A 9,877-nucleotide genomic window follows, 5' to 3' on the forward strand; every position below is an offset into this window, starting at 1 on the left:
CGGTCTGCGTTTCGCAATCCGTGAAGGCGGCCGTACCGTTGGCGCGGGCGTTGTAGCTAAAGTTCTGGGCTAATTCGTTAGCTTTGAATAAAAAAGGGCGCTTCGGCGCCCTTTTTGCTGTCCGTCGTTCAGCGAAAAGGGCGGTGCTACTGGCGATTCATAACGTGCGCTGCGGCGGATAATAAGTAAATGGTCTATTGTAATCATAACTATTCTCATTTAATATTTGTGCATAAATTGAACGGGAGTTTATATGTACGTTTGTTTGTGCAATGGCGTCAGCGATAAAAAAATTCGCCAGGTTGTTCGCCAGTTTCAACCGCAATCTTTTCAGCAATTACGTAAGTTTGTTCCCGTTGGAAATCAATGCGGTAAGTGTGTTCGCGCGGCGCGGGAAGTTATGGAAGATGAATTAACCACCATGCCGGAATTCAAAGAAATCGCCTGAAGTCCACGCTTCTCTTTTGACATCCCTATAGGCCGGACTACGCTTCAATGAGTGGAAGCGGAGGGACTATATAATGAAAGGTGATGTCAAAATCATAAGTTATCTCAATAAATTATTGGGAAATGAGCTGGTCGCAATTAATCAGTACTTTCTCCATGCGAGAATGTTCAAAAACTGGGGCCTGATGCGCCTCAACGATATTGAGTACCACGAATCCATCGACGAAATGAAGCACGCCGATAAATACATCGAGCGTATTCTTTTTCTCGAAGGTATCCCGAATCTGCAGGATCTCGGCAAACTTGGCATCGGTGAAGATGTGGAAGAGATGCTGCAGTCCGATTTAAGACTGGAGCTGGAGGGGGCGCAAAACCTGCGCGAGGCGATCGCCTATGCCGACAGCGTCCATGACTACGTCAGCCGCGATATGATGATTGAGATCCTGGCGGATGAAGAAGGCCATATCGACTGGCTGGAAACCGAACTCGATCTGATCGGCAAAATCGGTCTGCAAAATTACCTGCAGTCGCAGATCAAAGTGTCAGACTAGCCAGCGTCTGACACCCGCACCAGAAACCCGCGGCCGCCAGAAATGGCCCAAACGGCAGCGGGTTGTTCCCCCTCCATTTACTGCTTCCGCCGTACCTGGCGTACAAACCTGATACTGCCCACACCGCGCAGGCGAGCAGCGATGCCACCAGTAGCAGCTGCGGCAGCAATCGCCAGCCATGCCAGGCGCCGAGGGCGGCGAGATATTTGATATCCCCATACCCCAACCCCTCATAGCCGCGGATCCCGCGATATAGCCAGTAAAGCGCAGCCAAACTGAGATAGCCGGCTATCGCCCCCCAGACGGCATCATGAAGCTGGTACGGCGCCAGACAGAGATAAAAAAGCAAACCACTCCACAGCAGGGGACAGGTGTAACGGTCGGGCAGCAGGCCGTGACGCAGGTCCTGGTGACATAAGGCTAAGGTCAATCCGCTATAGCACAGCAAGAAGGGGAGGGCGGCGAGCATGGTTAACCCCGCAATCGTCAAAGAACATCGTCTCACTATGCTTATTGTCCCCGTACAGTGCAAAAGGGACTTCCCTGGAATGGATGGCGCCATCCGCGTTAATTTGCCGCGTTGTCACCCCGTACCGTTCGCTAGCGCGAAGGTGCGCAAATCCTGGTGATGATTTTCTAAACAGCACTTGCGTAGCGCCAGAATTTGCGTATAATGCGCGGGCCTGTCAAAGTTGACGGCCGGTTCAATATGAACCCTGGTAATCGCAGTTGGGTTATCAAACAATGTCCCCAATCGGGGGGCTATGTAAGAACGGTTACACTCTCCCATCAATCGTAATGGGTATGAGGAGTAATCATTTCGTCTATAAAATAATTGGAGCTCTGGTCTCATGCAGAACCAAAGAATCCGTATCCGCCTGAAAGCGTTTGATCATCGTCTGATCGATCAATCAACCGCGGAAATCGTCGAGACTGCTAAGCGCACTGGTGCGCAAGTCCGTGGTCCGATCCCGCTGCCGACCCGCAAAGAGCGCTTTACCGTTCTGATCTCCCCGCACGTCAACAAAGACGCGCGTGACCAGTACGAAATTCGCACTCACAAGCGTCTGGTTGACATCGTTGAGCCAACTGAAAAAACCGTTGATGCTCTGATGCGTCTGGATCTGGCTGCCGGTGTAGACGTGCAGATCAGCCTGGGTTAATCAGGTCATCGAGCGATTGAGAGGTTGAAACAATGATTGGTTTAGTCGGTAAAAAAGTGGGCATGACCCGCATCTTCACTGAAGATGGCGTTTCTATCCCAGTAACCGTAATCGAAGTTGAAGCAAACCGTGTTACTCAGGTTAAAGACCTGGCTAACGATGGCTACCGCGCAATCCAGGTTACCACCGGTGCTAAAAAAGCTAACCGTGTAACCAAGCCGGAAGCGGGTCACTTCGCTAAAGCTGGCGTTGAAGCTGGCCGTGGTCTGTGGGAATTCCGTCTGGCTGACGGCGAAGAATTCACCGTAGGTCAGAACATTAGCGTTGAACTGTTTGCTGACGTTAAAAAAGTTGACGTAACCGGTACCTCTAAAGGTAAAGGTTTTGCTGGTACCGTTAAGCGCTGGAACTTCCGTACCCAGGACGCTACTCACGGTAACTCCTTGTCTCACCGCGTTCCGGGTTCTATCGGTCAGAACCAGACTCCGGGCAAAGTGTTCAAAGGCAAGAAAATGGCAGGTCAGCTGGGTAATGAGCGTGTAACCGTTCAGAGCCTGGACGTAGTACGTGTTGACGCTGAGCGCAACCTGCTGCTGGTTAAAGGTGCTGTCCCGGGTGCGACCGGTAGCGACCTGATCGTTAAACCAGCTGTGAAGGCGTGAGGAGATAGCAATGGAATTAGTATTGAAAGACGCGCAGAGCGCGCTGACTGTTTCCGAAACTACCTTCGGTCGTGATTTCAACGAAGCGCTGGTTCACCAGGTTGTTGTTGCTTATGCAGCTGGTGCGCGTCAGGGCACTCGTGCTCAGAAGACTCGTGCTGAAATCACTGGCTCCGGTAAAAAACCGTGGCGCCAGAAAGGTACCGGCCGTGCGCGTTCTGGTTCTATCAAGAGCCCGATCTGGCGTTCCGGTGGCGTGACCTTTGCTGCTCGTCCGCAGGACCACAGTCAAAAAGTTAACAAGAAGATGTACCGCGGCGCGCTGAAAAGCATCCTGTCCGAACTGGTACGTCAGGATCGTCTGATCGTTGTCGAGAAGTTCTCTGTTGAAGCGCCGAAAACTAAGCTGCTGGCACAGAAACTGAAAGACATGGCTCTGGAAGATGTGCTGATCATCACCGGTGAGCTGGACGAGAACCTGTTCCTGGCCGCACGTAACCTGCACAAGGTTGACGTACGTGATGCGAACGGTATCGACCCGGTTAGCCTGATCGCCTTCGACAAAGTCGTAATGACTGCTGATGCTGTTAAGCAAGTTGAGGAGATGCTGGCATGATTCGTGAAGAACGTCTGCTGAAGGTGCTGCGCGCACCGCACGTTTCTGAAAAAGCGTCTACTGCGATGGAAAAAACAAACACCATCGTTCTCAAAGTTGCTAAAGACGCGACCAAAGCAGAAATCAAAGCTGCTGTGCAGAAACTGTTTGAAGTCGAAGTCGAAGTCGTTAACACCCTGGTTGTTAAAGGGAAAGTTAAACGTCACGGACAGCGTATCGGTCGTCGTAGCGACTGGAAAAAAGCTTACGTCACCCTGAAAGAAGGCCAGAATCTGGACTTCGTTGGCGGCGCTGAGTAAGTCGGAGGAGTAATACAATGGCAGTTGTTAAATGTAAACCGACATCTCCGGGTCGTCGCCACGTCGTTAAAGTGGTTAACCCAGAGCTGCACAAGGGCAAACCTTTTGCTCCGTTGCTGGAAAAAAACAGCAAATCCGGTGGTCGTAACAACAATGGCCGTATCACCACCCGTCATATCGGTGGTGGCCACAAGCAGGCTTACCGTATTGTTGACTTCAAACGCAACAAAGATGGTATCCCGGCAGTTGTTGAACGTCTTGAGTACGATCCGAACCGCTCCGCGAACATCGCGCTGGTTCTGTACAAAGACGGCGAGCGCCGTTACATCCTGGCCCCGAAAGGCCTGAAAGCTGGCGACCAGATTCAGTCTGGCGTTGATGCTGCAATCAAAGCAGGCAACACCCTGCCGATGCGCAATATCCCGGTTGGTTCTACCGTTCATAACGTAGAAATGAAACCAGGTAAAGGCGGTCAGCTGGCTCGTTCCGCTGGTACTTACGTTCAGATCGTTGCTCGCGACGGTGCTTATGTCACCCTGCGTCTGCGTTCTGGTGAAATGCGTAAAGTCGAAGCAGACTGCCGCGCTACTCTGGGCGAAGTTGGCAATGCTGAGCATATGCTGCGCGTTCTGGGTAAAGCAGGTGCTGCACGCTGGCGTGGTGTTCGTCCTACCGTTCGCGGTACTGCGATGAACCCAGTAGACCACCCACATGGTGGTGGTGAAGGTCGTAACTTTGGTAAGCACCCGGTATCCCCGTGGGGCCTGCAGACCAAAGGTAAGAAGACCCGCAGCAACAAGCGTACTGATAAATTCATCGTACGTCGCCGTAGCAAATAATTTTAGAGGATAAGCCATGCCACGTTCTCTCAAGAAAGGTCCTTTTATTGACCTGCACTTGCTGAAGAAGGTAGAGAAAGCGGTGGAAAGCGGAGACAAGAAGCCCCTGCGCACTTGGTCCCGTCGTTCAACGATCTTTCCTAACATGATCGGTTTGACCATCGCTGTCCATAATGGTCGTCAGCACGTTCCAGTATTTGTTTCCGACGAAATGGTCGGTCACAAACTGGGTGAATTCGCACCGACTCGTACTTATCGCGGCCACGCTGCTGATAAAAAAGCGAAGAAGAAATAAGGTAGGAGGAAGAGATGGAAACTTTAGCTCAACATCGCCATGCTCGTTCTTCTGCTCAGAAGGTTCGCCTTGTAGCTGACCTGATTCGCGGTAAGAAAGTGTCGCAGGCCCTGGATATTCTGACCTACACCAACAAAAAAGCTGCTGTACTGGTCAAGAAGGTACTGGAATCTGCCATTGCTAACGCTGAACACAACGATGGCGCTGACATTGATGATCTGAAAGTTGCGAAAATTTTCGTAGACGAAGGCCCGAGCATGAAGCGCATTATGCCGCGTGCTAAAGGTCGTGCAGATCGCATCCTGAAGCGCACCAGCCACATCACTGTGGTTGTGTCCGATCGCTGAGACTCTGGAGACTAGCAATGGGTCAGAAAGTACATCCTAATGGTATTCGCCTGGGTATTGTCAAACCATGGAACTCTACCTGGTTCGCGAACACCAAAGAATTCGCTGACAACCTGGACAGCGATTTTAAAGTACGTCAGTTCCTGACTAAAGAACTGGCTAAAGCGTCTGTATCTCGCATCGTTATCGAGCGTCCGGCTAAGAGCATCCGTGTGACCATTCACACCGCTCGCCCGGGTATCGTTATCGGTAAGAAAGGCGAAGACGTAGAAAAACTGCGCAAGGTCGTAGCGGATATCGCTGGCGTACCTGCACAGATCAATATCGCCGAAGTTCGTAAACCTGAACTGGACGCAAAACTGGTTGCTGACAGCATCACTTCTCAGCTGGAACGTCGCGTTATGTTCCGTCGTGCGATGAAGCGTGCTGTACAGAACGCAATGCGTCTGGGCGCTAAAGGTATCAAAGTTGAAGTTAGCGGCCGTCTGGGCGGCGCGGAAATCGCACGTACCGAATGGTACCGTGAAGGTCGCGTACCGCTGCACACTCTGCGTGCTGACATCGACTACAACACCTCTGAAGCGCACACCACTTACGGTGTAATCGGCGTTAAGGTATGGATCTTCAAAGGTGAGATCCTGGGTGGTATGGCTGCTGTTGAACAACCGGAACCGGCTGCTCAACCTAAAAAGCAGCAGCGTAAAGGCCGTAAATAAGGAGCGTCGCTGATGTTACAACCAAAGCGTACAAAATTCCGTAAAGTGCACAAAGGCCGCAACCGTGGTCTGGCGCAGGGTACGGATGTTAGCTTCGGCACTTTCGGTCTGAAAGCTGTTGGCCGTGGTCGTCTGACTGCACGTCAGATCGAAGCAGCACGTCGTGCTATGACCCGTGCAGTTAAGCGTCAAGGTAAGATCTGGATCCGTGTATTCCCGGACAAACCGATCACCGAGAAGCCGCTGGAAGTTCGTATGGGTAAAGGTAAAGGTAACGTGGAGTACTGGGTTGCCTTGATTCAGCCGGGTAAAGTCCTGTATGAAATGGACGGTGTACCGGAAGAGCTGGCCCGTGAAGCATTCGGCCTGGCAGCAGCGAAACTGCCGATCAAAACCACCTTTGTAACTAAGACGGTGATGTAATGAAAGCAAAAGAGCTGCGTGAAAAAAGCGTTGAAGAGCTGAACGCTGAGCTGCTGAACCTGCTGCGTGAGCAGTTCAACCTGCGCATGCAGGCTGCAAGTGGCCAGCTGCAACAGACTCATCTGCTGAAGCAAGTGCGTCGTGATGTTGCACGCGTTAAGACTTTACTGACTCAGAAGGCGGGTGCGTAATGACCGATAAAATCCGTACTCTGCAAGGTCGCGTAGTTAGCGACAAAATGGAGAAATCCATTGTTGTTGCTATCGAACGTATGGTGAAACACCCGGTTTACGGCAAATTCATCAAACGTACGACCAAACTGCACGTACATGACGAGAACAACGAATGCGGTATCGGCGACAAGGTTGAAATCCGCGAATGCCGTCCGCTGTCCAAGACTAAGTCCTGGACGCTGGTTCGCGTTGTAGAGAAAGCGGTTCTGTAATAGAGTACGCATTCTCGATACGGATAAACGGCTCAGCGATGAGCCGTTTATTTTTTCTACCCATATCTGGTTTGTGGTGTTATAATGCCGCGCCCTCGATATGGGGCTTTTTAACGACCCTAATTTTCGGGTCTCAGTAGTAGTTGACATTAGCGGAGCACTAAAATGATCCAAGAACAGACTATGCTGAACGTCGCCGACAACTCCGGTGCACGTCGCGTAATGTGTATCAAGGTTCTGGGTGGCTCGCACCGTCGCTACGCAGGCGTAGGCGACATCATCAAGATCACCATCAAAGAAGCAATTCCGCGTGGTAAGGTCAAAAAAGGTGATGTGCTGAAGGCGGTAGTGGTGCGCACCAAGAAGGGTGTTCGTCGCCCGGACGGTTCTGTCATTCGCTTCGATGGTAATGCATGCGTTATTCTGAACAATAACAGCGAGCAGCCTATCGGTACGCGTATTTTTGGGCCGGTAACTCGTGAACTTCGTACCGAGAAGTTCATGAAAATTATCTCTCTGGCACCAGAAGTACTCTAAGGAGCGAATCATGGCAGCGAAAATCCGTCGTGATGACGAAGTTATCGTGTTAACCGGTAAAGATAAAGGTAAGCGCGGTAAAGTTAAGAATGTCCTGTCTTCCGGCAAGGTCATTGTTGAAGGTATCAACCTGGTTAAGAAACACCAGAAGCCGGTTCCGGCTCTGAACCAACCAGGCGGCATCGTTGAAAAAGAAGCTGCAATTCAGGTTTCTAACGTTGCAATCTTCAATGCGGCAACCGGCAAGGCTGACCGTGTAGGCTTTAGATTCGAAGACGGCAAAAAAGTCCGTTTCTTCAAGTCTAACAGCGAAACTATCAAGTAATTTGGAGTAGTACGATGGCGAAACTGCATGATTACTACAAAGACGAAGTAGTTAAGAAACTCATGACTGAGTTTAACTACAATTCTGTCATGCAAGTCCCTCGGGTCGAGAAGATCACCCTGAACATGGGTGTTGGTGAAGCGATCGCTGACAAGAAACTGCTGGATAACGCAGCAGCTGACCTGGCAGCAATCTCCGGTCAAAAACCGCTGATCACCAAAGCACGCAAATCAGTTGCAGGCTTCAAAATCCGTCAGGGCTATCCGATCGGCTGTAAAGTAACTCTGCGTGGCGAACGCATGTGGGAGTTCTTTGAGCGCCTGATCACTATTGCTGTACCGCGTATTCGTGACTTCCGCGGCCTGTCCGCTAAGTCTTTCGACGGTCGTGGCAACTACAGCATGGGTGTCCGTGAGCAGATCATCTTCCCAGAAATCGACTACGATAAAGTCGACCGCGTTCGTGGTTTGGATATTACCATTACCACTACTGCGAAATCTGACGAAGAAGGCCGTGCTCTGCTGGCTGCCTTTGACTTCCCGTTCCGCAAGTAAGGTAGGGTTACTTAATGGCTAAGCAATCAATGAAAGCACGCGAAGTAAAGCGCGTGGCTTTAGCTGATAAATTCTTCGCTAAACGCGCTGAACTGAAAGCTATCATCTCTGATGTGAACGCAACCGACGAAGATCGTTGGAATGCCGTTCTCAAGCTGCAGACTCTGCCGCGTGATTCCAGCCCGTCTCGTCAGCGTAACCGCTGCCGTCAAACAGGTCGTCCGCATGGTTTCCTGCGGAAGTTCGGGTTGAGCCGTATTAAGGTCCGTGAAGCCGCTATGCGCGGTGAAATCCCGGGTCTGAAAAAGGCTAGCTGGTAATTGTCACCAATTGAATCACGGGAGTAAAGACAGATGAGCATGCAAGATCCGATCGCGGATATGCTGACCCGTATCCGTAACGGTCAGGCCGCGAACAAAGCTGCGGTCACCATGCCTTCCTCCAAGCTGAAAGTGGCAATCGCCAACGTGCTGAAGGAAGAAGGTTTTATCGAAGATTTTAAAGTTGAAGGCGACACCAAGCCGGAACTGGAACTGACTCTTAAGTATTTCCAGGGTAAAGCTGTTGTAGAAAGCATTCAGCGTGTCAGCCGCCCAGGTCTGCGCATCTATAAGAAAAAAGATGAGCTGCCGAAAGTTATGGCCGGTCTGGGTATCGCAGTTGTTTCTACCTCTAAAGGTGTTATGACTGATCGTGCAGCGCGCCAGGCTGGTCTTGGTGGCGAAATTATCTGCTACGTAGCCTAATCGGAGGAAAAAATGTCTCGTGTTGCTAAAGCACCGGTCGTTGTTCCTGCCGGCGTTGATGTAAAAATCAACGGTCAGGTTATTACGATCAAAGGTAAAAACGGCGAGCTGACTCGTACTCTCAACGATGCTGTTGAAGTTAAACATGCAGATAATGCACTGACCTTCGGTCCGCGTGATGGTTACGCAGACGGTTGGGCTCAGGCTGGTACCGCGCGTGCCCTGCTGAACTCAATGGTTATCGGTGTTACCGAAGGCTTCACTAAGAAGCTGCAGCTGGTTGGTGTAGGTTATCGTGCAGCGGTCAAAGGGAATGTAGTAAACCTGGCTTTAGGTTTCTCTCACCCGGTTGATCATCAGCTGCCTGCGGGTATCACTGCAGAATGTCCGACTCAGACTGAAATCGTGCTGAAAGGCGCTGATAAGCAGGTGATCGGCCAGGTTGCAGCAGATCTGCGCGCCTACCGTCGTCCTGAGCCTTACAAAGGCAAGGGTGTTCGTTACGCCGACGAAGTCGTGCGTACCAAAGAGGCTAAGAAGAAGTAAGGTAACACTATGGATAAGAAATCTGCTCGTATCCGTCGTGCGACCCGCGCACGCCGCAAGCTCCAGGAGCTGGGCGCAACTCGCCTGGTGGTACATCGTACCCCGCGTCACATTTACGCACAGGTAATTGCACCGAATGGTTCTGAAGTTCTGGTAGCTGCTTCTACTGTAGAAAAAGCTATCGCTGAACAACTGAAGTACACCGGTAACAAAGACGCTGCTGCAGCTGTGGGTAAAGCTGTCGCTGAACGCGCTCTGGAAAAAGGCATCAAAGATGTTTCCTTTGACCGTTCCGGGTTCCAATATCATGGTCGTGTCCAGGCACTGGCAGATGCTGCCCGTGAAGCTGGCCTTCAGTTCTAAGGT

The 9,877-nt window shown here is 51.2% G+C and carries 22 protein-coding genes; 21 read left to right on the forward strand and 1 reads right to left on the reverse strand.

Features of this window, described 5'->3' with window-relative positions; genetic code table 11:
• The 3 genes from ACOI7D_RS26350 to bfr form a co-directional block, all read left to right on the forward strand.
• Positions 1 to 73, forward strand: a 73-nt coding sequence (locus ACOI7D_RS26350; protein ID WP_001680644.1) for a hypothetical protein, incomplete at its 5' end; no start/stop codon positions are given.
• A gap of 180 nt (positions 74 to 253) precedes the next feature.
• Positions 254 to 448, forward strand: coding sequence for a bacterioferritin-associated ferredoxin (gene bfd / locus ACOI7D_RS26355; protein WP_004152415.1), 195 nt, complete (start codon positions 254 to 256; stop codon positions 446 to 448).
• A 73-nt stretch (positions 449 to 521) separates the two neighbouring features.
• A complete protein-coding gene (gene bfr, locus ACOI7D_RS26360) occupies positions 522 to 998 on the forward strand; it encodes a bacterioferritin (protein ID WP_004206792.1) in 477 nt (158 codons plus the stop codon).
• Here bfr and ACOI7D_RS26365 read toward each other — a convergent pair.
• Positions 982 to 1,467, reverse strand: a complete 486-nt coding sequence (locus tag ACOI7D_RS26365; RefSeq protein ID WP_064155798.1) for a prepilin peptidase — start codon at positions 1,465 to 1,467, stop codon at positions 982 to 984. The two genes, bfr and ACOI7D_RS26365, sit on opposite strands and share 17 nt — an antisense overlap.
• A 382-nt stretch (positions 1,468 to 1,849) precedes the next feature.
• On the opposite strand from ACOI7D_RS26365, the gene rpsJ reads away from it, so the two are divergent.
• The 18 genes from rpsJ (at position 1,850) to rplR (ending at position 9,874) form a co-directional block, all read left to right on the forward strand.
• The gene (gene rpsJ, locus ACOI7D_RS26370; protein WP_001181005.1) at positions 1,850 to 2,161 is read left to right on the forward strand and encodes a 30S ribosomal protein S10; all 312 of its coding nucleotides are present in this window, start codon (positions 1,850 to 1,852) and stop codon (positions 2,159 to 2,161) included.
• Between the two features lie 32 nt (positions 2,162 to 2,193).
• The gene (gene rplC / locus ACOI7D_RS26375) at positions 2,194 to 2,823 is read left to right on the forward strand and encodes a 50S ribosomal protein L3 (RefSeq protein ID WP_002919796.1); all 630 of its coding nucleotides are present in this window, start codon (positions 2,194 to 2,196) and stop codon (positions 2,821 to 2,823) included.
• A 10-nt stretch (positions 2,824 to 2,833) separates the two neighbouring features.
• Entirely contained in the window at positions 2,834 to 3,439 is a 606-nt protein-coding gene (gene rplD / locus ACOI7D_RS26380) for a 50S ribosomal protein L4 (RefSeq protein ID WP_002919794.1), read from the forward strand.
• A complete protein-coding gene (gene rplW / locus ACOI7D_RS26385) occupies positions 3,436 to 3,738 on the forward strand; it encodes a 50S ribosomal protein L23 (RefSeq protein ID WP_000617546.1) in 303 nt (100 codons plus the stop codon). Before rplD ends, rplW begins: the two co-directional genes overlap by 4 nt.
• 17 nt (positions 3,739 to 3,755) lie before the next feature.
• Positions 3,756 to 4,577: a 50S ribosomal protein L2 gene (gene rplB, locus ACOI7D_RS26390; RefSeq protein WP_002919786.1), complete on the forward strand. Its 822-nt coding sequence runs from the start codon at positions 3,756 to 3,758 to the stop codon at positions 4,575 to 4,577.
• Positions 4,578 to 4,593: 16 nt separating this feature from the next.
• A complete protein-coding gene (gene rpsS, locus ACOI7D_RS26395; protein WP_001138115.1) occupies positions 4,594 to 4,872 on the forward strand; it encodes a 30S ribosomal protein S19 in 279 nt (92 codons plus the stop codon).
• Positions 4,873 to 4,886: 14 nt separating this feature from the next.
• Complete coding sequence (gene rplV, locus ACOI7D_RS26400; RefSeq protein ID WP_002919773.1) at positions 4,887 to 5,219, forward strand: 50S ribosomal protein L22; 333 nt, start codon at positions 4,887 to 4,889, stop codon at positions 5,217 to 5,219.
• A gap of 17 nt (positions 5,220 to 5,236) precedes the next feature.
• Entirely contained in the window at positions 5,237 to 5,935 is a 699-nt protein-coding gene (rpsC, locus tag ACOI7D_RS26405; protein WP_002919766.1) for a 30S ribosomal protein S3, read from the forward strand.
• Positions 5,936 to 5,947: 12 nt separating this feature from the next.
• Positions 5,948 to 6,358, forward strand: a complete 411-nt coding sequence (gene rplP, locus ACOI7D_RS26410) for a 50S ribosomal protein L16 (protein WP_002919759.1) — start codon at positions 5,948 to 5,950, stop codon at positions 6,356 to 6,358.
• On the forward strand, positions 6,358 to 6,549 hold the full coding sequence (gene rpmC, locus ACOI7D_RS26415; protein ID WP_002919754.1) for a 50S ribosomal protein L29: 192 nt from the start codon (positions 6,358 to 6,360) through the stop codon (positions 6,547 to 6,549). Before rplP ends, rpmC begins: the two co-directional genes overlap by 1 nt.
• Positions 6,549 to 6,803, forward strand: coding sequence for a 30S ribosomal protein S17 (gene rpsQ / locus ACOI7D_RS26420; protein WP_002919751.1), 255 nt, complete (start codon positions 6,549 to 6,551; stop codon positions 6,801 to 6,803). Before rpmC ends, rpsQ begins: the two co-directional genes overlap by 1 nt.
• A gap of 165 nt (positions 6,804 to 6,968) precedes the next feature.
• Complete coding sequence (gene rplN / locus ACOI7D_RS26425) at positions 6,969 to 7,340, forward strand: 50S ribosomal protein L14 (RefSeq protein ID WP_002919748.1); 372 nt, start codon at positions 6,969 to 6,971, stop codon at positions 7,338 to 7,340.
• 10 nt (positions 7,341 to 7,350) lie between these two features.
• Positions 7,351 to 7,665 (forward strand): 50S ribosomal protein L24, encoded by a 315-nt coding sequence (rplX, locus tag ACOI7D_RS26430; protein ID WP_000729185.1) that lies wholly within the window; start codon positions 7,351 to 7,353, stop codon positions 7,663 to 7,665.
• A gap of 14 nt (positions 7,666 to 7,679) precedes the next feature.
• Complete coding sequence (gene rplE / locus ACOI7D_RS26435) at positions 7,680 to 8,219, forward strand: 50S ribosomal protein L5 (RefSeq protein WP_001096200.1); 540 nt, start codon at positions 7,680 to 7,682, stop codon at positions 8,217 to 8,219.
• A 14-nt stretch (positions 8,220 to 8,233) separates the two neighbouring features.
• On the forward strand, positions 8,234 to 8,539 hold the full coding sequence (gene rpsN / locus ACOI7D_RS26440; RefSeq protein ID WP_002919667.1) for a 30S ribosomal protein S14: 306 nt from the start codon (positions 8,234 to 8,236) through the stop codon (positions 8,537 to 8,539).
• A 33-nt stretch (positions 8,540 to 8,572) separates the two neighbouring features.
• Complete coding sequence (rpsH, locus tag ACOI7D_RS26445; RefSeq protein WP_002919665.1) at positions 8,573 to 8,965, forward strand: 30S ribosomal protein S8; 393 nt, start codon at positions 8,573 to 8,575, stop codon at positions 8,963 to 8,965.
• Between the two features lie 12 nt (positions 8,966 to 8,977).
• Complete coding sequence (gene rplF / locus ACOI7D_RS26450) at positions 8,978 to 9,511, forward strand: 50S ribosomal protein L6 (protein ID WP_002919662.1); 534 nt, start codon at positions 8,978 to 8,980, stop codon at positions 9,509 to 9,511.
• Positions 9,512 to 9,520: 9 nt separating this feature from the next.
• A complete protein-coding gene (gene rplR / locus ACOI7D_RS26455; protein WP_000358960.1) occupies positions 9,521 to 9,874 on the forward strand; it encodes a 50S ribosomal protein L18 in 354 nt (117 codons plus the stop codon).
• The last annotated feature ends 3 nt before the right edge of the window (positions 9,875 to 9,877 follow it).

It is taken from the genome of Klebsiella sp. C360 (assembly GCF_048822415.1).
GTDB lineage: Bacteria > Pseudomonadota > Gammaproteobacteria > Enterobacterales > Enterobacteriaceae > Klebsiella > Klebsiella quasipneumoniae.

Coding starts and splice junctions, on each gene's coding strand:
- rplD (WP_002919794.1), top strand. CDS start 2,834: ATGGAATTAGTATTGAAAGACGCGCAGAGCGCGCTGACTGTTTCCGAA.
- rplR (WP_000358960.1), top strand. CDS start 9,521: ATGGATAAGAAATCTGCTCGTATCCGTCGTGCGACCCGCGCACGCCGC.
- rplC (WP_002919796.1), top strand. CDS start 2,194: ATGATTGGTTTAGTCGGTAAAAAAGTGGGCATGACCCGCATCTTCACT.
- bfd (WP_004152415.1), top strand. CDS start 254: ATGTACGTTTGTTTGTGCAATGGCGTCAGCGATAAAAAAATTCGCCAG.
- rplW (WP_000617546.1), top strand. CDS start 3,436: ATGATTCGTGAAGAACGTCTGCTGAAGGTGCTGCGCGCACCGCACGTT.
- rplF (WP_002919662.1), top strand. CDS start 8,978: ATGTCTCGTGTTGCTAAAGCACCGGTCGTTGTTCCTGCCGGCGTTGAT.
- rplB (WP_002919786.1), top strand. CDS start 3,756: ATGGCAGTTGTTAAATGTAAACCGACATCTCCGGGTCGTCGCCACGTC.
- rpmC (WP_002919754.1), top strand. CDS start 6,358: ATGAAAGCAAAAGAGCTGCGTGAAAAAAGCGTTGAAGAGCTGAACGCT.
- rplV (WP_002919773.1), top strand. CDS start 4,887: ATGGAAACTTTAGCTCAACATCGCCATGCTCGTTCTTCTGCTCAGAAG.
- rpsJ (WP_001181005.1), top strand. CDS start 1,850: ATGCAGAACCAAAGAATCCGTATCCGCCTGAAAGCGTTTGATCATCGT.
- rplX (WP_000729185.1), top strand. CDS start 7,351: ATGGCAGCGAAAATCCGTCGTGATGACGAAGTTATCGTGTTAACCGGT.
- rplE (WP_001096200.1), top strand. CDS start 7,680: ATGGCGAAACTGCATGATTACTACAAAGACGAAGTAGTTAAGAAACTC.
- rplN (WP_002919748.1), top strand. CDS start 6,969: ATGATCCAAGAACAGACTATGCTGAACGTCGCCGACAACTCCGGTGCA.
- rpsC (WP_002919766.1), top strand. CDS start 5,237: ATGGGTCAGAAAGTACATCCTAATGGTATTCGCCTGGGTATTGTCAAA.
- rpsS (WP_001138115.1), top strand. CDS start 4,594: ATGCCACGTTCTCTCAAGAAAGGTCCTTTTATTGACCTGCACTTGCTG.
- rpsH (WP_002919665.1), top strand. CDS start 8,573: ATGAGCATGCAAGATCCGATCGCGGATATGCTGACCCGTATCCGTAAC.
- ACOI7D_RS26365 (WP_064155798.1), bottom strand. CDS start 1,467: ATGCTCGCCGCCCTCCCCTTCTTGCTGTGCTATAGCGGATTGACCTTA.
- bfr (WP_004206792.1), top strand. CDS start 522: ATGAAAGGTGATGTCAAAATCATAAGTTATCTCAATAAATTATTGGGA.
- rpsN (WP_002919667.1), top strand. CDS start 8,234: ATGGCTAAGCAATCAATGAAAGCACGCGAAGTAAAGCGCGTGGCTTTA.
- rpsQ (WP_002919751.1), top strand. CDS start 6,549: ATGACCGATAAAATCCGTACTCTGCAAGGTCGCGTAGTTAGCGACAAA.
- rplP (WP_002919759.1), top strand. CDS start 5,948: ATGTTACAACCAAAGCGTACAAAATTCCGTAAAGTGCACAAAGGCCGC.